Origin of the sequence: Methylobacterium sp. J-076 (assembly GCF_022829405.1) — a bacterium.
GTDB lineage: Bacteria > Pseudomonadota > Alphaproteobacteria > Rhizobiales > Beijerinckiaceae > Methylobacterium.
On record NZ_JAKSXW010000072.1, the window covers coordinates 16,653 to 42,371 of the forward strand.

Below are 25,719 nucleotides of genomic sequence, written 5' to 3' on the forward strand. Positions count from 1 at the left end.
GCCGGCCCCCCGCCGTCGTCGCGGGTGAGGCGACCCAGGGTGGCGGGGCGTGTACGGGTGCGGCGCCGCCCTCGGGAGGCTCCCCCCGCCACGGGCATGGCGCATGAAAAAAGCCGCCCCGGAGGGCGGCTGAACGAGTCGTCAGGGAGGCATCAAACAGAGTGGACGAAGAGAGTCGCACTCGCATCCAGCACACTGGATGCCTCCTTCATGAAGCGAAAACCTTAATCGCCGGTTAAGTATAGTTTTCGACGTCAGATCTGCGGGGCGGAATCAGTCTCTCCGCCGCCGCGCCCGAAACGAGGACGGGCCGGTCAGGCCGCGAGGCTCGCGAACAGGCCGCGCCCGTCGGTGCCGCCGATCAGGTCTTCCACGAAATTCTCGGGGTGGGGCATCATCCCGAGGACGTTGGCGGCCTCGGAGTAGACCCCGGCGATGCTGTTGAGCGAGCCGTTGCGGTTGGCGGCGACGGTGATCGCGCCGGCCTCGTCGCAGTAGCGGAAGGCCACCCGGCCCTCGCCCTCGATCCGGGCCAGCGTCTCCGGGTCGGCGAAGTAGTTGCCCTCGCCGTGGGCGACGCAGACGTCGATCACCTGCCCCTTCGTGTAGGCTTGGGCGAAGCGGGTGTCGGTGCGCTCGACCCGCAGGGTCTGCCGGTGGCAGATGAACCGGCGGTCGGCGTTGCGCATCAGCGCGCCGGGCAGGAGGCCCGACTCGCACAGGATCTGGAAGCCGTTGCAGATGCCGAGGACGAGGCCGCCCCGGGCCGCATGGGCCCGCACCGCGTCCATGGCCGCCGCGCGGCCGGCGATAGCCCCGCAGCGCAGGTAATCCCCGTAGGAGAAGCCGCCGGGCAGGACGGCGAGGTCGGTCCCGGCGGGCAGCGCCGTGTCGGCGTGCCACACCATCGAGACCTTCGCGCCCGACATCCGGAGCGCCCGCGCGACGTCCGCCTCGCGATTCGAACCGGGAAAGACCACGATGGCGGCGTGCATCAGGCGATCTCGATCGCGTAGTTCTCGACGACGGTGTTGGCCAGCAGCTTCTCGCAGGCCGCCTTCAGCGTCTCCTGCGCCGTCGCGGCATCGGAGGTGGCGACCTCCAGGTCGAAGACCTTGCCCTGGCGGACGCCCTCGACCCCGGCGATCCCGAGCGACTTCAGGGCGGCCTCGATCGCCTTGCCCTGGGGATCCAGCACGCCGGTCTTCAGGGTGACGGTGATTCGGGCTTTCATCGCTGTGCAGCTCACCAGTTACCGGCCGCGAACCGCGTCGGCGACATCCAACATATGACAGGCGATCCTTAGAACAGGCGGCCCACCTTGTCGAACGCTCCGCCGCCCGCCATCCCCACCCCGAAAGGGTCTACCGATGCCGCGGCGCGGAGAGCGGTTCGATGCTCGTGGCCCGGCGCCAGAGCTGGACCATGATCCAGACGGCGAAGAGACTGAACAGCCCCATCAGCCCATGGCCGACCCTGTCCCCCAGGTCGAACAGGCCGGCGAGCGCCCAGCCGGCCGCGATCGCCACGGCGAACACCTCCGTGCCCACCAGAACCATCATGCTCAGGATGGTGACCGCATTGCGTGCGTTCACAGCTCACGCCCTTCCCGCCCGGCGACCGGGCCCGCGACGCTGCCCTGCTACCCCAGCCCGGCCCGGCGGCGCAACCCGCGCCGCCGGAGGACCGGTTCAGCGCGGGGCGCGCTTGGCCAGGATGCGCTGCAGCGTCCGGCGGTGCATGTTGAGCCGCCGCGCCGTCTCGCTGACGTTGCGGCCGCACAGCTCGTAGACCCGCTGGATGTGCTCCCACCGCACCCGGTCGGCCGACATCGGGTTCTCCGGCGGATCCGCGCGCTCGCCCGGCTGGGCCATGAGCGTGCCGTGGATCTCGTCGGCGTCGGCCGGCTTGGCGAGGTAGTCGAACGCCCCGAGCTTCACCGCCGTCACCGCCGTGGCGATGTTGCCGTAGCCCGTCAGGATGACCCCACGGGCCTCCGGCCGGCGCTCCTTGAGCCGGGCGATCACGTCGAGCCCGTTGCCGTCGCCCAGGCGCATGTCGATCACCGCGAAGGCGGGGGCGTGGGCCTCGACGGCGGACACACCCTCGGCCACGCTCTCGGCCACCTGCACGTGGTAGCCGCGGCTCTCCATGGCCCGGGCGAGCCGGGTCGAGAACGGCTTGTCATCATCGACGATCAACAGGCTGCGGTCCGAGAAGGCAGCCAGTGGATCGGCGTCGTTCAATATGGCGGCGTCCGCGGCCACGCTCGTCCCGGATTGCGTCAGCATCGGGAGCTCCTTTCGAAGATCTCTTCGTTGAGTCCACTATATAGGCACGATGTCGCGGGACGGCAGGGGCGTGGAACCGCTTATCTCAGGAGAATGTCGCGGGACGGCGCCACGCTCGAAAATGTGACGGGCCCAGGAGACACGGACGATCGCCCCGTGCTCATCGTGGCCGGCGGCGTTCGACAGGCCGATCTGCGCGCCGGATCTCTCGATCAACGTCTTGGCGATGAACAGGCCGAGGCCGAGACCCACCGTCTCGGTGCCGCCGGCCGAGGGCTGTTCGGCGCTGCGGGTGGTGACGTAGGGCTCCCCCGCCCGCAGGAGCACCTCCGCCGAGAAGCCGGGGCCGTCGTCGCGGATCTCGATCCAGACCCGGTCGTGGTTCCAGTGCCCCTCGATCACGACCCGCGTCGTCGCGAAGTCCACCGCGTTGTCGAGGATGTTGCCGAGCCCGAACATCACCCCGGGGTTGCGGCGGCAGCCGGGCTCCGGCCCCTCCCCCCGGCAGGAGGCATCGATCACCACGCCCAGCGCCCGCTGGGGGGCCACCAGCTCCTCCACGAGGTGGCTGAACGTCACCGTCGTCAGGAAGCCGCCCCCTTCGCCGTCGCCGTCGAGGGAGGTGAGCTTGCCGAGGATGCTCCGGCAGCGGTCGACCTGCTCCCGGAGCAGGGCGAGGTCCTCGGCGACGGCGGGGGAGGCGTCGGGCCCGATCTGGCGGATCAGCTCCTTGGAGACGACCATGATCGTCCCGAGCGGCGTGCCGAGTTCGTGGGCCGCGGCGGCGGCGAGCCCGTCGAGCTGGGACAGGTGCTGCTCGCGGGCGAGCACCAGCTCCGTGGCGGCGAGGGCCCGGGCGAGCTGGCGCGCCTCCTCCGCCACCCGCCACGCGTAGACGCCGGTGAAGGCCGTCCCGAGGAGGATCGCCGTCCACACCCCCGAGACGTAGAGGAACGGCAGCTCGATCCGCCCGTCGGCGAACCAGGGCAGGGGCCGGTGGACCAGGGCGAGCAGGGTGGCGAGGCCGATGGCGAGCAGCCCGAGCGCCAGGGTCCGCTCCGGCGGCAGCGCCGTGGCGGAGATCAGCACGGGGGCGAGGAACAGCAGGGAGAACGGGTTCTGCAGCCCGCCCGTGAGGAACAGCAGGGCGGCGAGCTGCACGATGTCGAAGGCCAGCAGCAGGGCCGCCGAATCGGCGTTCAGCCGGTAGCTCGCCGGGAAGCGGATCCGCAGGGCGAGGTTCAGCCAGGACGACGCCGCGATGACGAGGAAGCACCAGCCGAAGGGCAGGTTCAGGCCGAGCCCGAACTGCGCCCCCACCACCGCCGCGCTCTGCCCGGTGATGGCGAGCCAGCGCAGCCTGACGAACGTGTCGAGGCGAAGTTGCCGGGCCCTGCCGTCGAGTCCGGCCAGACTCTCCTGAATCGTATGCATCCTCAGACCTTAGGGTGCGGTTCGCGGAACTGAAGGCGGCCTGCGTCGAAACCGCATCCGATCCCCCCTCCGGCCGGGGGCCCCGGTTGAGACGACGGGCCGCGTTGTTCCGCCGGTGTTCAGGGGGAACACTCATTCTCCGGGTCCGGTTGCCGGGAGTTCGCCGGCGACCCTGTGCGCCACGGAGGAGACCGCCGATGCTGCTGGCCTATGGGATGTTCGAGGGCGCGCGGATGATGATGGCGCCGGCGCGGATGGCGGCCGACCTCACCCGCCACAGCATCCGGAGCCCGGCCAACCCGCTGGCCTACTCGCCCTACGCCCGCTCCATCGCAGCGGGGTGCGAGATGTTCGAGCGGGTGACCCGGCGCTATGGCAAGCCCGCCTTCGGCTTCACCGAGACCGTGGTGGACGGGCAGCGCGTCCCGGTGACGGAACGGGTCGTCTCCGAGCGGCCGTTCTGCCGGCTCATCGCCTTCGACCGGGGCTTCACCACCCCGCCCGCCGCGCCGCAGCCGAAGCTGCTGGTCGTCGCCCCCATGTCGGGCCACTACGCCACGCTGCTGCGCGGCACCGTGGAGGCGATGCTGCCGAACCATCGGGTGTTCGTCACCGACTGGACGGACGCGCGGATGGTCCCGCTGCTCGCCGGCCCGTTCGACCTCGACAACTACATCGAGACCCTGCGCGACATCTTCGCCGAGCTCGGGCCCGACCTGCACGTGATGGCCGTGTGCCAGCCGGCCGTGCCGGTGATGGCGGCCGTGGCGCTGATGGAGGCCGAGGGCGAGCCGCACGTGCCCGCCTCCATGACCCTGATGGGCGGCCCCATCGACACCCGCCGCTCGCCCACCGCCGTGAACTGCCTCGCCCAGGAGCGCGGCCAGGAGTGGTTCGAGCGCAACACGATCAGCCTCGTGCCGCCGCTCTATCCGGGGGCGTTCCGCCGGGTCTATCCGGGCTTCCTGCAGCTCTCGGGGTTCATGGCGATGAACCTCGACCGGCACGTCACCGCCCATACGGACATGTTCGACCACTTGGTGAAGGGCGACGGCGATTCGGCCGAGAAGCACCGGGAGTTCTACGACGAGTACCTCGCGGTGATGGACCTCACCGCCGAGTACTACCTGCAGACCGTGGAGACGGTGTTCGTGAACCACAGCCTGCCGAAGGGGGAGATGGTCGTGCGCGGGGTGCCGGTCGATCCGTCCGCGATCCGCCGCTGCGCCATCCTGGCGGTGGAGGGCGAGAACGACGACATCTCCGGCGTCGGCCAGACCAAGGCGGCCCTCGACCTGACGCCCAACCTGCCGGATTCGCGCAAGGCCTACCACCTGCAGGCGGGCGTGGGGCATTACGGGGTGTTCAACGGCTCCCGCTACCGCGCGATCATCGCCCCGCGGATCGCGGCCTTCATCCGCGAGATGGGCACCGGGGCGAAGCAGACCCGCCCGGCCTACCTGCGCAGCGTCGGCTGACGCCCACCGCGTCCCCTCCCCGCTCTGCGGGGGAGGGCGGCCCCCGGAGGGGGCGGGAAGACCGGCCCGCCCGCCTCAGGCCGCGAGGCCGACGGGCTCGGCCTGCACCGCCGGGCGGGGGCCGAACAGGGTCTGGTAGAGGGCGCCGGGGGTGCGCGAGCACCCGTCGCCGTCGACGATCGCCACCTCGGACAGGCCGGCGGCGATGAGGCTCATGGCCTGATCGAGGGCCGAGAGGACCGACGCGTGCAGGTGGTCGCGGCGGCCGACGGCGCAGCGGGCGGTGACAGTATAGCTCACGGGGATTCGTTCCTCGGCAGTCGGCTCCGCGCAGAGGCTGCCGGCGCCGTCTCATTCACCCGGAATAGCGGCGACACGTTGATTTAAAGTTGTCTCGCCCGAGACGCCGCAACAAATCGCGCGGAAATGGATGACGCGCGATCTTCTGGCGGTGCCGTCACCGCGTGCGCCCCGCCGCGATGACGAGGGAGGGGCGCCGCGCGCCCTACCGCTTGTCCGCCCGCAGGGCCGGCAGGCCGATGCCGGTGGCCTCGAAGCCGCCATCCACCGCGATGACCTGCCCCGTGACGTAGGAGGCCCGCGCGGAGCACAGGAACACGATCACCTCGGCGAGCTCGGTCTCCAGCCCGTAGCGGGCGAGCGGCACGGCGTCGTGGTAGGCGGCGCGGATCTCGGGGCTGTGGACCGCCTTGGCCATGGCGGTGTCCACCGGGCCGGGGGCGACGGCGTTCACGCGGATGCCGTCCTGGGCCAGCTCGATGGCCAGTTGCTTGGTGAGCTGGGCGAGGCCGGCCTTGCTGGTGCCGTAGGCGACCCGGAGCGTCGAGGCGCGCAGGCCCGAGATGGAGGTGATGTTCACCACCGCCCCGCCGCCGCCCGCGGCCATGAGCGGCGCGGCGGCCTGGGTGCAGAGGAACGGGCCGGAGAGGTTCACCGCCAGCACCTTCGACCAATCCTCGAAGGTGGTCTCCAGAAGCGGCTTGAAGATCGCGATGCCGGCATTGTTCACCAGGGCGTCGAGGCGGCCGAACCGGTCGGAGACCTGCTGCACGGCGGCCTTCACCTGCGCGGGGACGGAGACGTCGGCGGTGATCGCCAGCGTCGCCTCGGGCTTGGCGAGGCGGTCCATGGTCGCCGCGAGGGTCGCCCCGTCGATGTCGAGGAGGGCGACCGTCCAGCCCTCCGCGAGCAGGCGCTCCGTGGTGGCGAGGCCGATGCCCCGCGCGGCCCCCGTCACGAGGGCGATCCGTCCTTGGGTTTCCTGCACGATGCGATCTCCGTCGCGGGGGTGGGCCGAATCGACCCTTGATTCAGGGGGGTGCGGGTGCTGGCCTGCACCCGTTCCTCGGCGGCGCGGATCGCCTCCGGGGTTCCGACATGCAGCCATTGCCCGTCGAGGCGCATGCCGCAGAGCCGCCCGGCCGCGATGGCCCTGTCGAACAGGCGGTTCAGGGAGAAGGACCCCTCCGGCGCGTCGGTGAACAGCGCCGGCTTCAGGATGGCGACGCCCGCGTAGATGAAAGGCGCGACCTTGCGCTCGCCCCGGCGCTCCAGGCGCCCGTCCGCGTCCATCACGAAGTCGCCCGCGCCCTCGTAGCCGAGGCTGGTGGTGGTGGGGGCCACGAGGAGGAGCGCGTCCATCCGCGCCCCGTCCCACCGGGCGATCAGCCGGGAGAGGTTGGGCTCGGGCCCTTCGAGCCAGAACGAATCGGAGTTCATCACCACGAAGGGCGCCTCGCCCAGGAGGGGCAGCGCCTTGCGGACGCCGCCGCCGGTCTCGAGCAGGGCCGCGCGCTCGTCGGAGACGGTGATGCGCGGCGCCCCCGACCGGCGGGCGAGGTGCCCCTCGATCTGGTCGGCGAGCCAGTGGACGTTCACCACCGCCTCGGTGAGCCCCGCCTCCGCCGCCCGGTCGAGGGCGTGGTCGAGGAGCGCCTTGCCGGCGACCGCCACCAGCGGCTTGGGCAGGGTGTCCGTCACCGGCCTCATGCGCGTGCCGAGCCCGGCGGCGAGGACGAAGACGGTCGAGGGCGCATCGCTCATGGGGGTCGTGACCGGCAGGCTTTGGACGAGACGGGGGTCCCGGAGGGCGAGCCCTTCGGTGGGGTCCAGGGGCAAGGCCCCCGGAGAACGCGGGGGCCCACCCCGCACCCGCACGAGGATCCCGGACCGGGTGAAACCACGATTCCTAGGTGGCGAGAAGCGCGGGCAGGTGCTGCGCGTGCCAATCCCGCAGGTTTGACAGGGCCGGGTGCGCGAGGTTGCGGGCGAGGTAGCCCTCGATCCGCGGCAGGTGGGCGAGGTAGCCCGGCTTGCCGTCGCGCCTGTCGAGGCGGGCGAAGATGCCTAGGATCTTGGTGGCCCGCTGCGCCGCCAGCAGGGCGTAGGCGGTGGCGAAGGTGCCCATGTCGAAGGCCGGGTCCCGGGCCCGGCGCTCGCGCACGTAGAGGCCGAGCAGCCGCAGCTCGAAATCGGCGCTGGCATCGACCCGGGCGTCCTGCAGCAGCGAGGCGACGTCGTAGGCCGGGTGGCCCATCACCGCGTCCTGGAAGTCGATCACCCCCACCCGCTCCAGCCCTTCGCGGCCGGGGAGCCAGATCAGGTTGGGGGAGTGGTAGTCCCGCAGCGTCCAGGTCGGGCGGGCGGGCACGGCCGCGTCCAGGGCCTCCCGCCACAGAGTGACGAAGGCGCTCCGGGCCTCCTCGGGGAGGCTCACGCCGCGGATGGCGGGGGCGTACCATTCGGGCAGGAGTTCCGCCTCGAACAGCAGCGCCTCCTTGTCGTAGGGCGGGATGACGTGGTCGATCCCCGCCGCCACCGGCAGCACGGAGGGAAGGTCGGTGGCGTGGAGCTTGGCGAGCAGGCGCACGGCCTCCGCGTAGCGCTCCGGCCGGGGGGCGCCGCCCTCGACCACCGGCTCGCTGCCGAGATCCTCCAGGATCAGCAGCCCCTCGGTCAGGTCCTCGCCGTAGACCCTGGGGGCCGAGAAGCCGAGAGCTCGCAGGCCCCGGTCGAGGGCCACGAAGGCGTGGACGCTCTCGGCCAAGTGGACGATGGCCGAGTAGGGCTTGCCGTCGCGCACCGGCGGCCCGTCCGGCCGGGGCGGGGCGATCATCAGCACCGCCGTGGACCCGTCCGGCCTGCGCAGGCGCTCGTAGGCGCGGGACGAGGCGTCCCCCTGCATCAGGATGCGCTCGGCATCGTCCCACCCGGCCCGGGCCAGGAGCTTGCGCACCGCCCGCGCCCGGTCGAGGCGGGCGCGCATCGCGCCATGCCCCTCGATCCGGGCGAAGCGGGAGCCCTCGCCGAATTCCGGCCGCAGGGACAGGCTGACGGACAGGACCGGCCCGTCATGGGGCGGCATCTTCTCCGGCCACTCGACCAGGGTGATGGCCTCCTCGGCCATCTCGTCGAAGCCGAGCTCCACCAGTTCGTCCGCGTCGCGCAGGCGGTAGAGGTCGGCATGGACGATCCCGCGGCCGTCGCGGGCGGTGTAGGGCTGGATGAGGGTGAAGGTCGGGCTCGGCACCTCCAGGTCGGGCTCGCCGGTCAGCTCGCGGATGATCGCGCGCGCCAGGGTCGTCTTGCCGTCGCCGAGGCTGCCCGTGAGGGCCACCCGGTCCCCCGGCATGAGGAACTCGCACAGGAACAGGCCGAGATCCTCGGTGGCCGCCTCGTCGGGCAGCACGAATTCCCAGGTCTGGGGGAGGGATGCCGCCTCCCCCCCGTCCTCGTCCTCGCGCACGTCTTGTTCGTCGCCGCCCAAAACCACCTCCGCGCGCTTAGGCTCATGGTTCGTAAAGCGCTGGCCGATGCAAGCCTTATCCCGCCCCCGCCCCCGTAACGCACCCGGGCGGTGCAGGGAAACCACGCCCTCAACTTCCATCCGGTGCAACGCGGCGCTCCCGGAACTTTTCCGGAGCGCGCGGGCGGATGGGGCGGCCGATGGCATAGGGCATGCTATGGGCCGCGCGCCATGGCGCAGAGGATCATTATGAAGCGCGAAGACCTCACCGAGAAGCTCCTCGACATCAAGCGCGAGAAGGGCTGGAGCTGGAAGCACATCCACGAGGAGATCGGCGGCCTGTCGCCGTTCCTGATCACCGCGGCCTGCATGGGCCAGATGAAGCTGCCGAAGGCGCAGGCCAAGCGCGCCGCCGCGCTGTTCGGCCTCACCGAGGCCGAGGAGCGGATGATCAACGAGGCGCCCTACCGCGGCTCGATCCCCTCCATGCCCCCGACCGACCCGCTGATCTACCGCTTCTACGAGCTGGTGATGGTCTACGGCACGACCTTCAAGGAGCTGATCCAGGAGGAGTTCGGCGACGGCATCATGTCGGCCATCGACTTCAACATGGACATGGCCCGGGAGGCCAACAACAAGGGCGACCGGGTGAAGCTGAGCATGTCGGGCAAGTTCCTGCCCTACAAGTATTACGGCAACGACGACGAGACGCCGGAATACGGCTTCAAGGAGAAGTAGGCGCCTTCAGCGCGACGCCGTCACGCTGATCATCGGCAGGGTGACGGCGAGGGTGGCCTCCGGCTCCCGGGCGGGGCCGAGGCTCGCCAGGGCCGCGAGGCCGAGGCACAGGGACAGGCCGAGGAGCGACGTCTCGAAGCCGCGGTAGACCCATTCCATCGTCATCTCCCGCCTGAGGATCCGAGGATCGGCGGGAAAGGTTACGAAACCGGCCTACCAGCCCGACGCCACGAGGGCGGCGCCCGCCGCGATCAGCACGACGCCGGCCCAGGCGGCGGCGCTCAGGCTCTCCCCGAGCAGGCTCGTCCCGAGGATCGCCACCAGCACCACGCTGAGCTTGTCGATGGGGGCGACCCGGGCCGCCTCGCCGAGCGACAGGGCGCGGAAGTAGCACAGCCACGACGCCCCCGTGGCCAGCCCCGACAGGACCAGGAACAGCAGGCTGCGGCCGGAGATCTGCCCGAGGGCGCTCCCCTGCCCCGTCACCGCCACGAGGGCGGCGGCGAAGAGCAGGATCACCCCCGTGCGGACCAGGGTCGCGACGTCGGAGGGGACGCCCGAGACACCGACCTTGGCGAGGATCGCGGTCATCGCCGCGAAGACCGCCGAGAGGATCGCCCAGAAGCGCCAGGATTGCAGAATCACGCTCAAGGCTCGCCCTCCGGCGGGCCCCCCCGCCGGTGTCTGCGCTACCACGCCGTGTGGGAGGGCGCTGCCCATCACGCCATCCCGTCATTGCGAACGCAGTGACGGGGGTCAGTCGCATCGCGCCATCGTCGACAGGCCTCCCCCTCGCCCCGCGTGCGGGGAGAGGGCTCCGGCGACCTCGTCGTCGCCGGAGCGAGGCGGCAGCCAGGGGTGAGGGGCGTGCCGAAAGGGGCTCCTCCGGGTGGCCCCCTCACCCCCGCTCCGGCTTCGCCTCTCGCTCCCCACGGACACCACAAGGTGTCCGTGGGCCTCTCCCCGCAGGACGGGGAGAGGGGGAACCCGCGCCCGGGGGAAGAGGCCCCCGTGCGCCCTGCCCTTACAGCAGCTTCTCGACGGTGATCGGCATGTCGCGGACGCGCTTGCCGGTGGCGTGGTGGACGGCGTTGGCGATGGCCGCCGCCGTGCCGACGATGCCGATCTCGCCCACACCCTTCACGCCGAGGGGGTTCGCCTTGTCCTCCTCGTCCACGAAGATCACGTCGAGGTCGTGGATGTCGGCGTGGGCGGGGACGTGATACTCGCCGAGGTTGCGGTTCATGAACCGGCCGAGGCGATGGTCCAGCATCGATTCCTCGTGCAGGGCCGAGCCGATCCCCATCACCGTGGCGCCAATGATCTGGCTCCTGGCGGTCTTGGGGTTCAGGATCTTGCCCGCCGCGATGGCCGAGACCACCCGCGTCACCCGGACCTGACCCAACTCCTCATCGACCTTCACCTCCACGAACACCGCCTGGTGGGTGAAGCACTCGAACTCCTTGGCGAAGTCCGAATCCGGCCCGGCCTCCCCGACGACCTCGATCCGGTCGAAGCCGCCGGCCTTCATGGCGTCGGTGATGGCCACCGAGCGGGACGGGTCGTCGGCGAGCGCGATGCGCCCGCCGGTGAACACCACCCGCTCGAAGTCGGCGTTGGCCAGCGGCGAGTCGTCCATCTGCCGGGCGAGCACGAAGACCTGCGCCGCGATCTCCCGGCACGCCTTCATCGCGGCGGTGCCCGAGGAGGCCGCCGTCCACGAGCCGCCGGCCACGGGGGCCTCGGCGAGCGAGGTGTCGCCGAGCTTGGTCGTCACGTCCTCCATCGACAGCCCGAGGCTGTCGGCGCCGATCTGGGTGAGGATGGTGTAGGTGCCGGTGCCGATGTCGCCGGTGGAGTTGCCGAGCTCGAGCTTGCCGTCGCCGGTCAGCACCGCGCGCACCTTGGAGGGCATCATCAGCGCCTCCCAGATCCCCGAGGCCACGCCCCAGCCCACGAGCTCCCGGCCCTCGCGCATGGAGCGCGGCTGCGGGGTGCGCTTGGCCCAGCCGAAACGCTCCGCCCCCTGCGTGAAGCAGGCCTTCAGGGCCTTCGAGCCGAACGGCTTGTCCTCGATGGGCTCCCGGTCGGTGTAGTTGATGAGCCGCAGCTCGATCGGGTCCTTGCCGAGGTCCTGGGCCAGCTCGTCCATCGCGCTCTCGAGGGCGAACAACCCCGAGACGGCGCCCGGGGCGCGCATGTCGCCGGGGGTGGCCGTGTCGATCTTGGCGAGCTTGTAGGTGAGCTTGACGTTGTCGCAGGCGTAGAGCGTGCCCGACCAGTTGACGATGTTCTCCTGGTAATCCTCGTAGTGCGAGGTGCCGTGCACGGCATCGTGCCGGAGGGCCTGGAGGGTGCCGTCCCGGTCCGCGCCCAGGGAGACGGTCTGCACCGCCTCGGCCCGGTAGGTGAAGCTCCACATCTGCTCGCGGGTGAGCACGATCCGCACGGAGCGGTTCAGGTCGCGGGCCGCGAGCATCGCCAGGAAGGCCTGGAACTGCGGGCGCAGGCCGCCGCCGAAGCCGCCGCCGAGATACGGATTGAGCACCCGCACCTGCTCCGGCTTCAGGCCGAAGGCGCCGGTGAGGTATTGCTGCGTGTTCGCGACACCCTGGATCTTGTCGTAGACCGTGAAGGTCCCGCCCTCCTCGACCACGACGGTCGTGGCGTGGGGCTCCATCGGGTTGTGGTGCTCGTTGGCCATCCGGTACTGCTGGCGCAGTTGGATCGGCGCCTTGGCGTAGGCCCCGTCGGCATCGCCCCACGGCTCCGGCGGCGGCTTGATGCCGTCGCGCTTCTTGGGCGGCTCGTAGGCCTCGCCCAGCAGCGCGTCGATGTCGGTCTTCGGCGTCTCGGCCTTGTAGGTCACCTTCACCAGGGAGGCGGCGTAGCGGGCCGTCTCGAAATCCTCCGCCAGCACCACCGCCACCGGCTGGCCGGAGAACAGGACGTTCGCGTCGAGCAGCGGGCGGTAGGGCACGCCGGGGGGGCCGACCATGTCCTGGTAGGACTTGGGGTCCTCGGACATGTCCGGGCGGTTGTCGTGGGTGAGCACCTTCACGACGCCGGGCACGGCCCGCGCCGCCGCCGTGTCGATGGCGGTGACGGTCCCCCGGGCGATGGTGCTGGTGACGATGTAGCCGTGGACGAGGCCCTCGGCGGTGAACTCGGCCGCGTACTTGGCGAGGCCGGTGACCTTGGCGGGGCCGTCGACGCGGCTGCGGGGGCTGCCGACGTGGCGGTCGGTGCCGGAGGCGGGACTGATCTGGGTGGCCATAGGTTGCCTCACTGAATGCGCTTGTCGCTGAGCGACTGGGGCGTGCCCGCGGCGGCCTGTTCGAGGCCGCGCACGATGGCGCGCCGGGCGAGTTCGACCTTGAAGCCGTTCTCGGACTGGGGCTTGGCCTCGGCCACGATCAGGTCGGCGGCCTTGGCGAAGGTCTCCCGCGTGGCGGGCTGGCCGACGAGCAGGGCCTCGGCCTCCTGGTTGCGCCAGGGCTTGTGGGCGACGCCGCCGAGGGCGAGGCGGGCGGTGGTGATGGTGTCGCCGTCCAATTCGAGCCCCGCCGCCACCGAGACCAGGGCGAAGGCGTAGGACAGCCGGTCCCGCAGCTTCAGGTAGGTGTAGTTCCGGGCGAAGCCCCGCTCCGGCAGGTCCACCGAGACGACGATCTCGCCGGGCTTGAGGGTGGTGTCCTTCTCCGGCGCGTTCCCCGGCAGGCGGTGGAACTCCGCGAAGGGAATCGCCCGCTCGCCGTCCGGCCCGCTCACCCGCACGGTCGCCTCCAGGGCGGCCAGGGCGATGCACATGTCGGAGGGGTGGGTGGCGATGCACTGGTCGCTCGCCCCGAAGATCGCGTGGATGCGGTTCACCCCGCCGATCGCCGGACAGCCGGAACCCGGCTCGCGCTTGTTGCAGGGCGTGCCCGCATCGTAGAAGTAGTAGCAGCGGGTGCGCTGGAGCAGGTTGCCGCCGGTGGTCGCCGCGTTGCGCAGCTGCGCCGAGGCCCCGGCCAGGATCGCGTTGCGCAGGAGCGGGTACCGCTCGGCGACGCGCGCGTCGTAGGCGACCTTGGCGTTGGTGGCGAGCGCCCCGAGGCGCAGGCCGCCCTCGTGCTCCTCGATGCCCTGCAGCGGCAGGCGCGTGATGTCGATGAGCCGGCCCGGCTTCTCGACCTCGTACTTCATCAGGTCGATGAGGTTGGTGCCGCCGGCGATGAAGCGGGCGCCGTCCCCGAAGGCGCCGACCGCCTCCGCCACCGTGCCGGCCCGGACGTAATCGAAGCGGTTCATCGGGCGGCTCCGTGCTGCATCACATCCTCGATGGCATCGACGATGTTGGTGTAGGCGCCGCAGCGGCAGATGTTGCCGCTCATGGCCTCGCGGATCTCGTCGCGGCTGTGGGCGTGGCCCTCGCCCATCATGCCGACCGCCGAGCAGAGCTGCCCGGGCGTACAGTAGCCGCACTGGAAGGCATCGTGCTCGATGAAGGCTTCCTGGATCGGGTGCAGGGCGTTGCTGCCCTTGCGCTCGCCCAGGCTCGCCAGACCCTCGACGGTGGTGATCTCGGCGCCGTCCTTCATCACCGCCAGGGTGAGGCAGGCGTTCACGCGGGTGCCGTTCACCAGCACGGTGCAGGCGCCGCACTGGCCGTGATCGCAGCCCTTCTTGGTGCCGGTGAGGTCGAGGCGCTCGCGCAGCAGGTCCAGCAACGTGGTCCAGGGGGCGACCTGGAGCTCCCGGCGCTGGCCGTTGATGGTGAGGGTGATGCCGATGGGCGTATCCGCCGAGACCGGCGGACTCGTGTCGAGGAGCATATTGTCGTCCACGAAAGGGGCCGGCGGGGCCGGCGGAAAAGGTCGGGTTTCCACGGAGGGCGCATCGCGATGGCCCACCCGCGACCGTGTCCGTCGATAACCATTCCAAACTGAGGGTGTTCCGGGGGTCGGACGCGGTGCGACCGCGGGTGCCGGCCGGGTAGGCCCCACCGCCGCGCCCCCTCCCCCCTCTGCGGGGGAGGGTAACCTGCGCAGCAGGGGGGGAGAGGGGAGCGACGGTTCAGGATGGATCGCGACGCGAGCCACACCCGGCACCGTCGCTCCCCTCTCCCGACCCCCTTCGGGGGCCACCCTCCCCCGCAGAGGGGGGAGGGAATGCAGCGTCTCTGGACGTCCCCGTCCGCCAACCCCGTCATTGCGAACGCAGCGAAGCCATGACGATGAGGAAGTCAGACCCCGCCGCCTTCCGAAACCATTGCCGCCCCCCGCCGGCCTCGGTTAACCGTGGGCCGACCGTAAGGCACCCCGGAGCCCCCGATGCCCGCCCTCGACGCGATCCTGAACGACATCGATGCGGATCTCGACACCGCGCTCGAGCGGCTGTTCGCCTTCCTGCGCATCCCCTCGATCTCGACGGACCCGGCCTATGCCGGCCAATGCCGGGAGGCCGCCCAGTGGCTCGCCGCCGACCTGACGGCGCTGGGCTTCGAGACCAGCGTGGAGGAGACCTCGCTCCACCCGGTGGTGCTGGCCCACAAGCCGAAGCCCGGCGCGCCGCACGTCCTGTTCTACGGCCATTACGACGTGCAGCCGGTCGATCCCCTCGACCTCTGGACCCATCCGCCCTTCGAGCCGCGCCTGTCCGACGACGGGAAGGGGCACAAGACGATCGTCGCCCGGGGCGCCTCGGACGACAAGGGCCAGGTGATGACCTTCGTGGAGGCCTGCAGGGCGCATCTCGCCATGAGCGGCGAACTCCCCTGCGGCGTCACCATCCTCATCGAGGGCGCGGAGGAGAGCGGCTCGCAGGGGTTGCCCGAATGGGTCGCGGCCAACCGCGACCGGCTCGGCTGCGACGTGGTCCTCGTCTGCGACACGGGGATGTGGGACCGGCGGACCCCGCAGATCACCTCGTCGCTCCGGGGCCTGTGCTACTTCGAGGTGAAGGTCACCTGCGCCGACCGGGACCTGCATTCGGGCTTCTTCGGCGGCGCGGCGCGCAACCCGATCCACGTCCTCTCCCGCATCGTCGCCGACCTGCACGATGCCGAGGGCCGGGTGACGGTCCCCGGCTTCTACGAGGGCGTGCACGAGCGCCCGGCCGAGGTGATCGCGCAATGGCGCGGCCTCGGCATGACGGCGGAGACGCTGCTCGGCCCCATCGGCCTGAAGGAGCCGGCGGGCGAGACGGGGCGCCTGCCCCTCGAACTCGTGCAGTCGCGCCCGGCCTGCGACGTCAACGGGATCTGGGGCGGCTACACCGCCGAGGGCACCAAGACGGTGATCGCCTCCACCGCCTCGGCCAAGGTCTCCTTCCGCCTCGTGGACGACCAGGACCCGGCGGCGCTGGCCCGGAGCTTCGAGGCCTTCGTCCGCGCCCGGGTGCCGGCCGACTGCTCCGTCGAGGTCATCACCTACAAGGGCTCCCGGGCGATCAGCCTGCCCTTCGACATGCCCGAACTCGCCACCGCCAAGGCGGCGCTGGAGGAGGAATGGGGCGTGCCCGCCGTGACGGTGGGCGCGGGGGGCTCGATCCCCATCGTCGGGGACTTCAAGCGCCTGCTCGGCAAGGACACGCTGCTCATCGGCTTCGGCCTCGACGACGACCGCATCCACTCCCCCAACGAGAAGTACGACCTCACGAGCTTCCACAAGGGCACGCGCTCCTGGGCGCGGATCCTGTCCGCCCTGGGCGCGCGGGGGTAGCGCCGCGCCGCCATCCGGGGCCGCGCCCGATCACGGGAGCGGCCCCCCGAACGCAGGCAACCCCCCGCCATCCGGAGATGGCGGGGGGTTCCCCGTCTTCGGGCCCGGTGAGGGCCGAGCTCAGCGGTGGGCGCGGCGCGGCGCGGTGCCGGAGGCCCAGTGCGGGGCGACGATGTCGCCGCGGGAGACCGTGGCCCGGTGGCCGTCGTGGAACATCGGCGCCCCGGCGATCTGGCCCGTGCCCATCCGCTGGGAATGGAGCGACTTCGGGTTGTGGTACGGGTCGCTGATGTAGCTGCTCATGTGGCCGCCCCCGGCGGATTGCCGGCTGCCGTCACCGCCTTCGGCATACGCCATGGTCGGCAGGGCGAGGGCGGCGGTGGCGAGGCCCAGGATCGCGAAGCGCTTCATCTCAATAACCTTTCTTGGAGTTTCCTGCGCCGGACCCCTGCCCTGCGCCGATGAGATGAACCTAGCGACTATTCTCCGATCTATAAGTGCGCATACGCACAGTATATCAACGTCAATTTTAATCCCAATATTTGTATAGCGTCGTGCGGCGGCACACATGGCCGGGGCCGGACGGCGGGCACGCGGGACTAAACCGGCCGTCCCGACGTCACGCCCGGGTGGACCGGCCGATCCGCCGGTCGATCCAGCCCCACAGGGCGCGGATCTCGGCCGCCGCGAAGCCGCCGGGGGCGTGCTCGGTGACGCCCCGGCCGAGGGCGACGGCGTCCTGGTGATCGACCCGCTGCAGGATCGAGGGTTCGGCCATCACGCCGAGCCCGGCGAGCTGCGCCGCGTAGAGGCCGGTGCGCGGCGAGGGCGGCGGCGGGCACTGGTTGAGGACGAGGGCGATGCGCTCCCCCATGCCCTGGCCCGCCAGGACCTCGATGGTCGGCAGGGCCGCCATCAGGTCGAGGCGGGACGGGCGGATCGGGATCAGGACGAGGTCGGCCAAGCGCAGCAGCGCCGCGACCCCGCCGATGGAGGCGCCGGGCGTGTCGATGATGGCGAGTGTCCGCCCCTGCTCGGCCTGCTGCGCGAGGATGGCGGCGAACTGCGCGAACTCCCAGGGGCGCACCCGGTCGACCAGGGGCTCGCCTCCCTCCCGGAGGGCACCCCAGGCGCCGAGGGAGCCCTGCGGGTCCGCGTCGAAGGCGGTCACCCGCTCGCCGGCCTGCGCCGCCGCGACGGACAGGGCGGCGGCGAGCGTCGTCTTGCCCGTGCCGCCCTTCTGGACCGCGACCGCGACGACGCGGGGTCGGGCCGCGGCGCTCACGCGCGGGCCTCGTGCGGTGCGGGTCCCGTGCGGCGGGGGTCCATGGTGCGCTTCCGTCCCCCGTCGTCACCGGCGGGGGAGCCGCCTTGAGTCTGGGCGGTCCAGGCTTAGGGCAGGTGCGGCCCGCGGGAAACCGCGCCGGGCGCCCCGCCCACAGCCTGGGGCGAGGGCCGCCCTAGTGGATCGCGTCGATGATCGCCGCCTTCGCGCTGGCGTCGGGGGCCGGGGAGGAGCCGGCGACGAGGGTGCTGCCGGGCTTGGCGACGGTGAGGGCGATGGCGATGAGGGCGAGGAGCGCCGCGAGGCCCGCCGGGAACAGGAAGGCCAGCTCGCCGAACCGGTAGTCGAGCAGGCCGCCGAGCACCGCGCCGGCGCTCAGGCCCGCCCAGAGCGGCGCCTGGATCCAGAACGAGGGCGCCACCGTGCCCAGCAGCAGGTTGGCGCAGCCGGTGCCGAAGCGCACCACCGCCCCGGTCACGTAGGTGAGCGCCAGGGAGCGCCCGGCCTCGTCCTGGAGGGTCGCGTTCTGCAGGCCGAGCGCCAGCACGATCGGGTAGGCGTGCAGCGGGTAGGCGAAGGTGCCCCAGGGCATCAGCAGGCCGGTGGCCAGGAGCGCCGCCTGGAAGGTCAGCAGCACCGACAGCCGCCAGCGCCCGACCGCGGCGGCGATGAGCGTGCCGAGGAAGGCGCCGAAGCAGAAGACGGCGATGGTGCTGGCGACGCGGGTGACGTTGTCCCAGTCGGCGTTGGCCACCGCCACGCCGAAGCGGGTGGTGTTGCCCGACATGAACGACATGAAGAGCTGCGAGAATTCGAGGAAGCCGATGGAATCGGCCGTGCCCGCCAGCATCGCCAGGGCGATGGCGAAGAACAGCCGGGACCGGGGATCGGCGGGAAACGACTTGTCCGGCGGCCCCGCCGACGTGTCCGTCTCCACGCGTTCATCGACCATGAGGCATCCCCGCGACCTTGGCCGTCCCTGTGACGGCCGACCATTAATGGACGGGGCTGCCGGAGGTTTCATCCAACGCCGCGTTGCAGTGCGACGACCCGACCCGGAACCGGCCCTCCGCCCTCGTACCGCACCGCCGCCTCCCGCAGGGCGTGGACCCTCAGGCCGGCCGCCTCCGCCGCACCGCGAAGGTGGGCGTCCGCATGGGCGTAGCGCCCGTCCCGGCCGAGGACGACGCCGGACGCCCCGCCCTCCCCCGCCGACGGGGAGGGGTCGGCGGGGGACTGCAGCGTGAAGGCGGCCCACCCGCCCGGCCGCAGCACCCGGCCGATGCCGGCGAGCACCGGCGCGAGGTCGGCACAGTAGATGAACACGTCGGCGGCGATGCAGAGGTCGGCCGAGCCCTCCGGCTCCCCGCCGAGGAACGCCCCGAGCTCGGCCGCCGCCAGCCGGTCGTAGCAGCCCTTCCGCCGGGCCTGTGCCAGCATGGCCGGCGAGAGGTCGATCCCCGTGAGGCGCCCCGCCCGGTGGGCCAGGGCCGCCCCCGCGAGGCCGGTGCCGCAGCCGAGGTCGAGGACGTCGGCGAAGCGCGCCGGCTCGTCGGGCAGCACCCCCGCCACCAGGGCCGGGCCGACATAGCGCAGCCCCTCCACGAGGTGACGCTCGAAGCGCGGCGCGTAGCCGTCGAACAGGGCGCGGACATAGGCGGGCGTCAGCGCCGCGCCCTGTCCCGCCCCGAGCCGGGCGAGGTGGAGCCCCGCGCCCAGGGCGTCCTCCGGGTCGAGCCCCCGCGCCGTCCCGTAGGCCGCCAGCGCCCCGTCCCGCTCCGCCGGATCGCCGGCCGCGGCGAACAGCGCCTCCCGCGCCCGCCCCAGGAGCAGCCAGGCCGGGGCGTAGCGGGGGGCGATCTCGATCGCCTGTCCGGCGAGGTCGGCGCAGGCGGCGGCATCCCCCTCCGCGAGGCAGGCCTCCGCGTAGCGATAGCGGCGGTCGGCGAGGAGGTCGCCGGAACTGCGGTGGGTGTCCATGCGTCGATCAGGGTTCCCAAAGGGCCGGGCGCTTTTGCGGGTGCGGGGGGAGCCCTGCATACCGTCGGGGCGCTGCCCCGACACCCCCGCCGAAGGGCCCGGCCCTTTGGGAACCCCACATCGCGAGGGTCGATGTCCACACGCGCGAGCGACCTGCTCACCCTGACCCGCGAGGGGCTTTACTGCCCCCTCGGGGATTTCCACGTCGATCCGACATGGCCCGTCCCGCGGGCGCTGATCACCCACGGCCATGCCGACCACGCCCGCGCCGGGCACGCCCACGTCATGGCGACCCCCGAGACCCTGCGGATCATGGCCGTGCGCTACGGCGAGGATTTCTGCGGGTCGTCGCAGGAGGCGATTCTGGGGGACACGCTCCGGGTGGGCGGCGTCACCGTGCGCTTCGTGCCCGCGGGGCACGTCCTCGGCTCGGCCCAGGTCGTGATCGAGCGGGAGGGGATGCGGGTCGTCGTCTCGGGCGACTACAAGCGCGCCGCCGACCCGACCTGCCTGCCCTTCGAGGTGGTGCCCTGCGACGTGTTCATCACCGAGGCGACCTTCGGCCTGCCGGTCTTCACCCACCCCGACACGCGCGGCGAGGTGCGCAAGCTGATCGCATCGCAGCGCCTCTTCCCGGAGCGGACGCACATCGTCGGCGCCTACGCGCTCGGCAAGGCGCAGCGGGTGATGGCGCTCCTGCGCGAGGAGGGCTGGGACCGGCCGATCCACCTGCACGGGGCGATGGAAAAGCTCACCGAACTCTACAAGCGCGAGGGCATCCCGCTGGGGGAGACGCCGAAGGTGGTGGCCGCCGCGCGCAAGGACCTCGCCGGGGCCATCGTGATCTGCCCGCCCTCCTCCATGCAGGACCTGTGGTCGCGCAAGTTCCCCGATCCGGTGACCTGCTTCGCCTCCGGCTGGATGCGGGTCCGCGCCCGGGCCCGGCAGAAGGGCGTGGAGCTGCCCCTCGTCATCTCCGACCACGCCGACTGGCCGGACCTCTGCCGCACCATCCGCGAGACCGGGGCGGGCGAGGTCTGGGTGACGCACGGGCAGGAGGACGCCCTGGTCCACTGGTGCGGGAGCGTCGGCATCCGGGCCAAGCCCCTCCATCTCCTCGGCTACGGCGACGACGGCGAGGCGGAACCGGCCGCCCCGGCGGAGGCGGCGGCGTGAACGACTTCGCCCACCTCCTCGACCGCCTCGGCTACGAGCCCCGCCGCAACGCCAAGCTGCGGCTGCTCCAGGACTATTTCGCCCGCACCCCCGACCCCGAGCGCGGCTACGCCCTCGGCGCCATGACCGACACCCTCACCTTCCGCGAGGCCAAGCCGGCCCTGATCCGCGGGCTGGTGGAGGCGCGCATCGACCCGCTGCTGTTCCGGCTGTCGCACAACTACGTGGGCGATCTCGCCGAGACCACGGCGCTGATCTGGCCGACCAGCCCGCGGCCTGACCCGGACGTCGGCTCCTCCCACCCCCGTCCTCATCCTGAGGAGCCCGCCTTCGGGGCTTCCGCTCGTGCGCAAGCCCCTCAGGATGAGGAACCGGGTGGGATGTCCGGGGCGCCCCCGGGGCAGGCCGGGATCGGCCACAACAACCCCCCTCCCCATGTCCCGACCCTCGCGGAGGTGGTGGAGACCCTCGCCACCATCCCCAAGCGCGACCTGCCCCACCACCTCGCGACGTGGCTCGATGCCCTCGACGAGACCGGGCGCTGGGCGCTGCTGAAGCTCGTCACCGGCAACCTGCGGGTCGGCGTCTCGGCGCGGCTCGCCAAGACGGCGGTGGGGGCGCTCGGCGGGCATGAGGCGGACGCCGTCGAGGAGGTCTGGCACGGGCTCACGCCCCCCTTCGAGAGCCTGTTCGCCTGGGTCGAGGGGCGGGCCGGGCGCCCGGAGACCCTGAACCCCGCCCCGTTCCGGCCGCCGATGCTCTCCCACCCGATCGAGGAGCGGGACGACCTCGACAAGCTGGAGCCCGAGGCGTTCTCCGCGGAATGGAAGTGGGACGGCATCCGCGTCCAGCTGGTCGGCGGGCGCGACCGGGACGGGGTCCAGGTGGGGAGGGTCTATTCCCGCACCGGCGAGGACATCACCCACGCCTTCCCCGACCTCGCCGAGGCGATCACCTTCGCGGGCGCCCTCGACGGGGAGCTGCTGATCCTGCGCGAGGGCCGGGTGCAGAGCTTCAACGTGCTCCAGCAACGGCTCAACCGGAAGGCGGTGACGGGCAAGCTGCTGGAGGAATTCCCGGCGCATGTGCGCGCCTACGACCTCCTGACGAGCGAGGGCGAGGACCTGCGCACCGAGCCCTTCTCCACCCGGCGGACGCGGCTCGAACAGGTCGTCCGGCAGCTGGACCACGCGAGGGTCGACATCTCCCCCCTCGTGCCCTTCGCCGACTGGGAGGCGCTGGCCGCCGCCCGGGCCGACCCGGCCTCCGTCGGCGCCGGGGAGGACGCGGACGCCATCGAGGGCGTGATGCTCAAGCGCCTCAACAGCCCCTACCTGCCGGGCCGCCCGAAGGGTCCGTGGTGGAAATGGAAGCGCGAGCCGCACGTCGTCGATGCGGTGATGATGTACGCCCAGCGCGGGCACGGGAAGCGCTCGTCGTTCTACTCGGACTACACGTTCGGGGTCTGGCGCGAGGCGCCCGAGGGGGGCGACGAGCTGGTGCCGGTGGGCAAGGCCTATCACGGCTTCACCGACGCGGAGTTGGCCAAGCTCGACCGCTACGTCCGCAACCACACCACCAAGCGGTTCGGCCCGGTCCGCGAGGTCGCCCACGGGCGGGACGGGGGCCTCGTGCTGGAAATCGCCTTCGAGGGGGTGCAACGCTCCACCCGGCACAAGTCCGGCGTGGCGATGCGCTTCCCCCGCGTGAGCCGCATCCGCTGGGACAAGCCCCCCGCGGAGGCCGACCGGATCGCCGTGCTGGAGCGGATCCTCGCCCGGGGCGAGAAGGAGATCGCCCCCGGCGGCAGCCTGGAGGAGGAGGCATGAGACAGGGCAAGTTCGGGCGGGTGGAGCCCCTGGCCGCCGGCCCGGTGACGCGGCAGGCGAGCGGGCGGCTGACCATCGCCACCCCCGGCCCCGGCTTCACCGACGTCACCGACGCGGTGGCGGAATTCGTCCGCGGCAGCGGCGTGACGGCGGGGCTCGCCAGCGTGTTCTGCCGGCACACCTCGGCCTCCCTCACCATCCAGGAGAACGCCGACCCCGACGTGCAGGCCGACCTGCTCACGGCGCTCGACGGCCTCGCCCCCCGCCACGGGGCCTATGTCCACGGCGCCGAGGGGCCGGACGACATGCCCGCCCACATCCGCAGCCTGGTGACCGATTCCGGGCTGGTGGTGCCGGTGGTCGCGGGCCGTCTGGCGCTGGGGACGTGGCAGGGGATCTACCTGATCGAGCACCGCGACCGCCCGCACCGGCGGGAGATTCTGGTGGGGGTGATGGGGAGTTAGGGCGTTTTTCGCGAACCTCGGATCGGGTGTTCCCGCAGCGCGGTGGGGGCCCCTCCCTCCCCGAAACATTCGGGAACACACCCGGCCTTAACGCCCCCGAAACCATAAGGGCCCGGCCGGACCGGCACCCCGCCCTCCCCCGCGGGCCGTCCGGGCAGGACGACGCCATGAGCCTCCTCGACGCGGTCTCGAACTCGACCAGCGGCCTGTCCGCCCAGGCCTTCGCGCTGAACAACATCTCCGGCAACATCGCCAACAGCGCGACGGCGGGGTTCAAGAGCACCGAGACCCACTTCGCCGACCTGCTGGCCGAGACCGAGGCCGGCAGCCAGGCGGCGGGGGGCGTCTCCCTCAGCACCCGCTCCAGCCTGCAATTGCAGGGCACGGTCGCCTCGACGGGGGTCTCGACCAACCTCGCGATCTCGGGCGAGGGCTACTTCATCGTGAAGCCGAACACCGGCTCGGCGAACGCCCCGAGCTTCGGCGGCCAGACGGGCTACACCCGCCGGGGCGACTTCGCGGCGGATGCCAACGGCTACCTCGTGAACGGCGCCGGCTACTACCTGTTCGCCGGCCCCTCGGCGAGCACGCCCATCCAGGTCGCCACCGGCTCTTCCGCCCCGACGACCCTCGCGGTCTCGTCGGCCGGCGCCCTCACCGCCACCCACGCCGACGGCAGCACGACGAGCCTCGGGACGATGACGCTGGCCCAGTTCGACGGGCCGGAGAACCTCGCCCCCCTCGACGGCGGCACCTACCTCGCCACCGACCGCTCCGGCCCCCCCGCCTACGGCTTCGCCGGGGCGAGCGTGACGGCCGGCGCCGTCGAGCAATCGAACGCCAGCCTCTCGGACCAGTTCGCCAAGATGATCGAGACGCAGCAGGCCTACAGCGCCAACACCAAGGTCCTGAACGCCGCCAACGAGATGCTGCAGGACGTGATCACGATGTACGTGTGAGGCGCCTTGCCCCGTGCTCCCCTCGCGCCGACGGGAGCGGCGTCACAGGAACTTGAGCGGGTCCGTCTCGGGCGGCGGGGGGGCGACGTCGTTGCGGTTCCACCAGCCGCCGCCGAGCGCCACGAACAGGGCCGCCGTGTCGGCGTATTGCGTGGCCCGGGCCGCGGCCGAGGTCACCAGGGCCGAGAGGTAGCCCTGCTGGGCGATCAGCACCTGCGACGAGTTGACGGCGCCGGCCGTGTACTGCTTGCGGATCAGCTCCAGGCTCTGGCCCGTGGCCCGCTCGGCGGCCTGGGCGGCGGCCACCGCCCGGGCGTCCGCCTGGAGGGCGCGCAGCGCATCCGCCACGTTCTGGAAGGCCGTGATCACGATGGCCTTGTACTGGGCCTGGGCCTGGGTCAGCCCCTCCTCCGCCGCCCGCTGGCGCCGGAACAGGGTGCCGGCGTCGAAGAGCGGCGCCGTCGCCTGCCCGATGATGGTGAAGAAGGACGCGCCGGGGTTCACCACCTGGGGCAAGCGCACGGCGCTCGATCCGCCCGTGACGGAGATGTTGAACTGCGGCAGACGGTTGGCCACCGACACGCCGACATTGGCCGAGGCCTGCTGCACCAGCGCCTCGGCGGCCTTCACGTCCGGCCGCTGCTGGACGAGGCGCGAGGGCAGGCTCACCGGCAGGCGGGTCGGCAGGCGCAGGCTCGCCAGGGTGAAGGTCTCGGACACCTCGTCCGAGGGCAGGCGCCCGGCCAGCGCGGTCAGCAGATCGCGCTGGATGGCGAGCTGCTTCTCCAGCGGCGGCAGCAATTGCTGCGAGAGGGCCAGCGCCGCCTGCTGCTGCACCACGTCCGCCCCGGCGATCTGCCCGAGGGAGAGCTGCTTGTTGTAGAGGCCGAGCACCTCGGTCTGGGCCTGGATCACCTTCTTCGTGGCGTCGATCTGCGCCCGCAGGGACGCCTCCTGGATCGCCGCGGCGACCACGTTGGCGGTGAGGCTCAGATAGGCCGCCTCCAGCTGGAAGCGCTGGTTCTCGGTGGTCGCCTCCAGGGATTCGATCTGGCGCCGATTCAGGCCGAACACGTCCGGGTTGTAGGAGACGACGGCCTGGGGGGTGAACAGCGAGTAGAGGTAGCGCGTCTGGTTCTGCAGGGGCGATTGCAGGTCGAGCCCCGGCGCCATCGCCTCCTGGGCGAGGGGCGTGGCGGTCAGGCTCGGGTACAGGGTGCCCTTCTGCGCCAGCACGTTCTGCTGGGCGATGCGCAGCCCCGCCTGGGCCGCCTCGAGGTTCGGGTTGTTGGCGAGGGCCTGCGCCACGAGGCGGTTGAGGGCCTTCGAGTGGAACAGGGTCCACCACTCGCCGGGGATGTCCGCCCCCGCGGCGAAGCTCTGGTCGGCCGAGCCGCCCTGGCGGGTGCGCACGGTGTCGGCGGCCGAGGGATTGGCCAGGGGCTCCCTCGTGTAGCGGGAGACCGGGGGGGCCTCGGGCGGCACGAAGGTCGGCCCCACCGCGCAGGCGGACAGGCAGGCCGCCCCCAGGGCTCCGGCGGCCAAGCCGCGCGTCATCCGGGCCGCCGCACCCCGTGCGGCGCCGTTCCGGCCCGTCCTCGTCATCATGCCCCCG

26 protein-coding genes are annotated in these 25,719 nt (G+C 71.9%); 7 read left to right on the forward strand and 19 right to left on the reverse strand.

Annotation, left to right across the window (positions count from 1 at the left end; genetic code table 11):
* Positions 1-314: 314 nt before the first annotated feature.
* The 5 genes from purQ to MKK53_RS05745 all read right to left on the reverse strand — a co-directional run bounded on the left by purQ (position 315) and on the right by MKK53_RS05745 (position 3,725).
* Positions 315-995, reverse strand: coding sequence for a phosphoribosylformylglycinamidine synthase subunit PurQ (gene purQ / locus MKK53_RS05725; protein ID WP_243927713.1), 681 nt, complete (start codon positions 993-995; stop codon positions 315-317).
* The gene (purS, locus tag MKK53_RS05730) at positions 995-1,234 is read right to left on the reverse strand and encodes a phosphoribosylformylglycinamidine synthase subunit PurS (protein WP_243927715.1); all 240 of its coding nucleotides are present in this window, start codon (positions 1,232-1,234) and stop codon (positions 995-997) included. The genes purQ and purS overlap by 1 nt, the downstream gene beginning before the upstream one ends.
* Positions 1,235-1,364: 130 nt before the next feature.
* Positions 1,365-1,595: a hypothetical protein gene (locus tag MKK53_RS05735; RefSeq protein WP_243927717.1), complete on the reverse strand. Its 231-nt coding sequence runs from the start codon at positions 1,593-1,595 to the stop codon at positions 1,365-1,367.
* Positions 1,596-1,691: 96 nt separating this feature from the next.
* Positions 1,692-2,291 carry an ActR/PrrA/RegA family redox response regulator transcription factor gene (locus tag MKK53_RS05740; RefSeq protein WP_243927719.1) on the reverse strand — a complete coding sequence of 200 codons (600 nt, stop codon included), beginning with the start codon at positions 2,289-2,291 and terminating at the stop codon, positions 1,692-1,694.
* Positions 2,292-2,327: 36 nt separating this feature from the next.
* Positions 2,328-3,725 (reverse strand): ActS/PrrB/RegB family redox-sensitive histidine kinase, encoded by a 1,398-nt coding sequence (locus tag MKK53_RS05745; protein ID WP_243927721.1) that lies wholly within the window; start codon positions 3,723-3,725, stop codon positions 2,328-2,330.
* Positions 3,726-3,922: 197 nt separating this feature from the next.
* Between MKK53_RS05745 and MKK53_RS05750 the strand changes: the two genes are divergently transcribed.
* Positions 3,923-5,203 (forward strand): polyhydroxyalkanoate depolymerase, encoded by a 1,281-nt coding sequence (locus MKK53_RS05750; RefSeq protein ID WP_243927723.1) that lies wholly within the window; start codon positions 3,923-3,925, stop codon positions 5,201-5,203.
* A 75-nt stretch (positions 5,204-5,278) separates the two neighbouring features.
* On the opposite strand, the gene MKK53_RS05755 is transcribed toward MKK53_RS05750, so the two are convergent.
* From MKK53_RS05755 to tsaE, 4 genes are all read right to left on the reverse strand, one after another.
* Complete coding sequence (locus tag MKK53_RS05755) at positions 5,279-5,503, reverse strand: hypothetical protein (RefSeq protein WP_243927725.1); 225 nt, start codon at positions 5,501-5,503, stop codon at positions 5,279-5,281.
* Positions 5,504-5,708: 205 nt separating this feature from the next.
* The gene (locus tag MKK53_RS05760; RefSeq protein WP_243927727.1) at positions 5,709-6,491 is read right to left on the reverse strand and encodes an SDR family NAD(P)-dependent oxidoreductase; all 783 of its coding nucleotides are present in this window, start codon (positions 6,489-6,491) and stop codon (positions 5,709-5,711) included.
* A complete protein-coding gene (locus MKK53_RS05765; protein ID WP_243927729.1) occupies positions 6,458-7,267 on the reverse strand; it encodes a nucleotidyltransferase family protein in 810 nt (269 codons plus the stop codon). The genes MKK53_RS05760 and MKK53_RS05765 overlap by 34 nt, the downstream gene beginning before the upstream one ends.
* A gap of 145 nt (positions 7,268-7,412) precedes the next feature.
* Positions 7,413-8,969: a tRNA (adenosine(37)-N6)-threonylcarbamoyltransferase complex ATPase subunit type 1 TsaE gene (gene tsaE, locus MKK53_RS05770; protein ID WP_243927731.1), complete on the reverse strand. Its 1,557-nt coding sequence runs from the start codon at positions 8,967-8,969 to the stop codon at positions 7,413-7,415.
* 249 nt (positions 8,970-9,218) lie between these two features.
* Here tsaE and cynS point away from each other — a divergent pair, with 249 nt between their 5' ends.
* A complete protein-coding gene (cynS, locus tag MKK53_RS05775; RefSeq protein WP_243927733.1) occupies positions 9,219-9,707 on the forward strand; it encodes a cyanase in 489 nt (162 codons plus the stop codon).
* A 6-nt stretch (positions 9,708-9,713) separates the two neighbouring features.
* On the opposite strand, the gene MKK53_RS05780 is transcribed toward cynS, so the two are convergent.
* From MKK53_RS05780 to MKK53_RS05800, 5 genes are all read right to left on the reverse strand, one after another.
* Positions 9,714-9,866 carry a hypothetical protein gene (locus MKK53_RS05780; RefSeq protein WP_243927735.1) on the reverse strand — a complete coding sequence of 51 codons (153 nt, stop codon included), beginning with the start codon at positions 9,864-9,866 and terminating at the stop codon, positions 9,714-9,716.
* Positions 9,867-9,920: 54 nt separating this feature from the next.
* Positions 9,921-10,358, reverse strand: a complete 438-nt coding sequence (locus MKK53_RS05785; RefSeq protein ID WP_243927737.1) for an EamA family transporter — start codon at positions 10,356-10,358, stop codon at positions 9,921-9,923.
* A 373-nt stretch (positions 10,359-10,731) separates the two neighbouring features.
* Positions 10,732-12,984 carry a xanthine dehydrogenase family protein molybdopterin-binding subunit gene (locus tag MKK53_RS05790; protein ID WP_243927739.1) on the reverse strand — a complete coding sequence of 751 codons (2,253 nt, stop codon included), beginning with the start codon at positions 12,982-12,984 and terminating at the stop codon, positions 10,732-10,734.
* Between the two features lie 8 nt (positions 12,985-12,992).
* Complete coding sequence (locus tag MKK53_RS05795) at positions 12,993-14,000, reverse strand: FAD binding domain-containing protein (RefSeq protein ID WP_243927741.1); 1,008 nt, start codon at positions 13,998-14,000, stop codon at positions 12,993-12,995.
* Complete coding sequence (locus tag MKK53_RS05800) at positions 13,997-14,524, reverse strand: (2Fe-2S)-binding protein (protein ID WP_243927743.1); 528 nt, start codon at positions 14,522-14,524, stop codon at positions 13,997-13,999. The genes MKK53_RS05795 and MKK53_RS05800 overlap by 4 nt, the downstream gene beginning before the upstream one ends.
* A gap of 498 nt (positions 14,525-15,022) precedes the next feature.
* Between MKK53_RS05800 and MKK53_RS05805 the strand changes: the two genes are divergently transcribed.
* Positions 15,023-16,411 carry a M20/M25/M40 family metallo-hydrolase gene (locus MKK53_RS05805; protein WP_243927745.1) on the forward strand — a complete coding sequence of 463 codons (1,389 nt, stop codon included), beginning with the start codon at positions 15,023-15,025 and terminating at the stop codon, positions 16,409-16,411.
* Between the two features lie 120 nt (positions 16,412-16,531).
* On the opposite strand, the gene MKK53_RS05810 is transcribed toward MKK53_RS05805, so the two are convergent.
* The 4 genes from MKK53_RS05810 to MKK53_RS05825 form a co-directional block, all read right to left on the reverse strand.
* Entirely contained in the window at positions 16,532-16,822 is a 291-nt protein-coding gene (locus tag MKK53_RS05810; RefSeq protein WP_243927746.1) for a hypothetical protein, read from the reverse strand.
* A 208-nt stretch (positions 16,823-17,030) separates the two neighbouring features.
* Positions 17,031-17,696 carry an AAA family ATPase gene (locus MKK53_RS05815; protein ID WP_243927747.1) on the reverse strand — a complete coding sequence of 222 codons (666 nt, stop codon included), beginning with the start codon at positions 17,694-17,696 and terminating at the stop codon, positions 17,031-17,033.
* A 175-nt stretch (positions 17,697-17,871) separates the two neighbouring features.
* Positions 17,872-18,648, reverse strand: a complete 777-nt coding sequence (locus MKK53_RS05820; RefSeq protein ID WP_243927748.1) for a YoaK family protein — start codon at positions 18,646-18,648, stop codon at positions 17,872-17,874.
* A 68-nt stretch (positions 18,649-18,716) separates the two neighbouring features.
* Positions 18,717-19,676 carry a class I SAM-dependent DNA methyltransferase gene (locus MKK53_RS05825; RefSeq protein WP_243927749.1) on the reverse strand — a complete coding sequence of 320 codons (960 nt, stop codon included), beginning with the start codon at positions 19,674-19,676 and terminating at the stop codon, positions 18,717-18,719.
* Between the two features lie 132 nt (positions 19,677-19,808).
* On the opposite strand from MKK53_RS05825, the gene MKK53_RS05830 reads away from it, so the two are divergent.
* From MKK53_RS05830 to MKK53_RS05845, 4 genes are all read left to right on the forward strand, one after another.
* Positions 19,809-20,852: a ligase-associated DNA damage response exonuclease gene (locus tag MKK53_RS05830; RefSeq protein ID WP_243927750.1), complete on the forward strand. Its 1,044-nt coding sequence runs from the start codon at positions 19,809-19,811 to the stop codon at positions 20,850-20,852.
* Positions 20,849-22,681 (forward strand): cisplatin damage response ATP-dependent DNA ligase, encoded by a 1,833-nt coding sequence (locus MKK53_RS05835; RefSeq protein WP_243927751.1) that lies wholly within the window; start codon positions 20,849-20,851, stop codon positions 22,679-22,681. The genes MKK53_RS05830 and MKK53_RS05835 overlap by 4 nt, the downstream gene beginning before the upstream one ends.
* Positions 22,678-23,145, forward strand: a complete 468-nt coding sequence (locus MKK53_RS05840) for a secondary thiamine-phosphate synthase enzyme YjbQ (RefSeq protein ID WP_243927752.1) — start codon at positions 22,678-22,680, stop codon at positions 23,143-23,145. Before MKK53_RS05835 ends, MKK53_RS05840 begins: the two co-directional genes overlap by 4 nt.
* Positions 23,146-23,312: 167 nt before the next feature.
* Positions 23,313-24,104, forward strand: a complete 792-nt coding sequence (locus MKK53_RS05845) for a flagellar hook basal-body protein (RefSeq protein ID WP_243927753.1) — start codon at positions 23,313-23,315, stop codon at positions 24,102-24,104.
* 42 nt (positions 24,105-24,146) lie between these two features.
* Here the strand turns inward: MKK53_RS05845 and MKK53_RS05850 are convergent, their stop codons facing one another.
* Entirely contained in the window at positions 24,147-25,661 is a 1,515-nt protein-coding gene (locus MKK53_RS05850; RefSeq protein WP_243927754.1) for an efflux transporter outer membrane subunit, read from the reverse strand.
* Positions 25,662-25,719 lie beyond the last annotated feature (58 nt).

What these genes read in the sequence shown, in the direction of transcription:
- cynS (WP_243927733.1), top strand. Translation starts at nt 9,219, where the DNA reads ATGAAGCGCGAAGACCTCACCGAGAAGCTCCTCGACATCAAGCGCGAG.
- MKK53_RS05825 (WP_243927749.1), bottom strand. Translation starts at nt 19,676, where the DNA reads ATGGACACCCACCGCAGTTCCGGCGACCTCCTCGCCGACCGCCGCTAT.
- MKK53_RS05740 (WP_243927719.1), bottom strand. Translation starts at nt 2,291, where the DNA reads ATGCTGACGCAATCCGGGACGAGCGTGGCCGCGGACGCCGCCATATTG.
- MKK53_RS05845 (WP_243927753.1), top strand. Translation starts at nt 23,313, where the DNA reads ATGAGCCTCCTCGACGCGGTCTCGAACTCGACCAGCGGCCTGTCCGCC.
- MKK53_RS05810 (WP_243927746.1), bottom strand. Translation starts at nt 16,822, where the DNA reads ATGAAGCGCTTCGCGATCCTGGGCCTCGCCACCGCCGCCCTCGCCCTG.
- MKK53_RS05850 (WP_243927754.1), bottom strand. Translation starts at nt 25,661, where the DNA reads ATGACGCGCGGCTTGGCCGCCGGAGCCCTGGGGGCGGCCTGCCTGTCC.
- MKK53_RS05745 (WP_243927721.1), bottom strand. Translation starts at nt 3,725, where the DNA reads ATGCATACGATTCAGGAGAGTCTGGCCGGACTCGACGGCAGGGCCCGG.
- MKK53_RS05800 (WP_243927743.1), bottom strand. Translation starts at nt 14,524, where the DNA reads ATGCTCCTCGACACGAGTCCGCCGGTCTCGGCGGATACGCCCATCGGC.
- MKK53_RS05840 (WP_243927752.1), top strand. Translation starts at nt 22,678, where the DNA reads ATGAGACAGGGCAAGTTCGGGCGGGTGGAGCCCCTGGCCGCCGGCCCG.
- purQ (WP_243927713.1), bottom strand. Translation starts at nt 995, where the DNA reads ATGCACGCCGCCATCGTGGTCTTTCCCGGTTCGAATCGCGAGGCGGAC.
- MKK53_RS05765 (WP_243927729.1), bottom strand. Translation starts at nt 7,267, where the DNA reads ATGAGCGATGCGCCCTCGACCGTCTTCGTCCTCGCCGCCGGGCTCGGC.
- MKK53_RS05805 (WP_243927745.1), top strand. Translation starts at nt 15,023, where the DNA reads ATGCCCGCCCTCGACGCGATCCTGAACGACATCGATGCGGATCTCGAC.
- MKK53_RS05830 (WP_243927750.1), top strand. Translation starts at nt 19,809, where the DNA reads ATGTCCACACGCGCGAGCGACCTGCTCACCCTGACCCGCGAGGGGCTT.
- MKK53_RS05795 (WP_243927741.1), bottom strand. Translation starts at nt 14,000, where the DNA reads ATGAACCGCTTCGATTACGTCCGGGCCGGCACGGTGGCGGAGGCGGTC.
- MKK53_RS05750 (WP_243927723.1), top strand. Translation starts at nt 3,923, where the DNA reads ATGCTGCTGGCCTATGGGATGTTCGAGGGCGCGCGGATGATGATGGCG.
- MKK53_RS05790 (WP_243927739.1), bottom strand. Translation starts at nt 12,984, where the DNA reads ATGGCCACCCAGATCAGTCCCGCCTCCGGCACCGACCGCCACGTCGGC.
- purS (WP_243927715.1), bottom strand. Translation starts at nt 1,234, where the DNA reads ATGAAAGCCCGAATCACCGTCACCCTGAAGACCGGCGTGCTGGATCCC.
- MKK53_RS05780 (WP_243927735.1), bottom strand. Translation starts at nt 9,866, where the DNA reads ATGGAATGGGTCTACCGCGGCTTCGAGACGTCGCTCCTCGGCCTGTCC.
- MKK53_RS05820 (WP_243927748.1), bottom strand. Translation starts at nt 18,648, where the DNA reads ATGGTCGATGAACGCGTGGAGACGGACACGTCGGCGGGGCCGCCGGAC.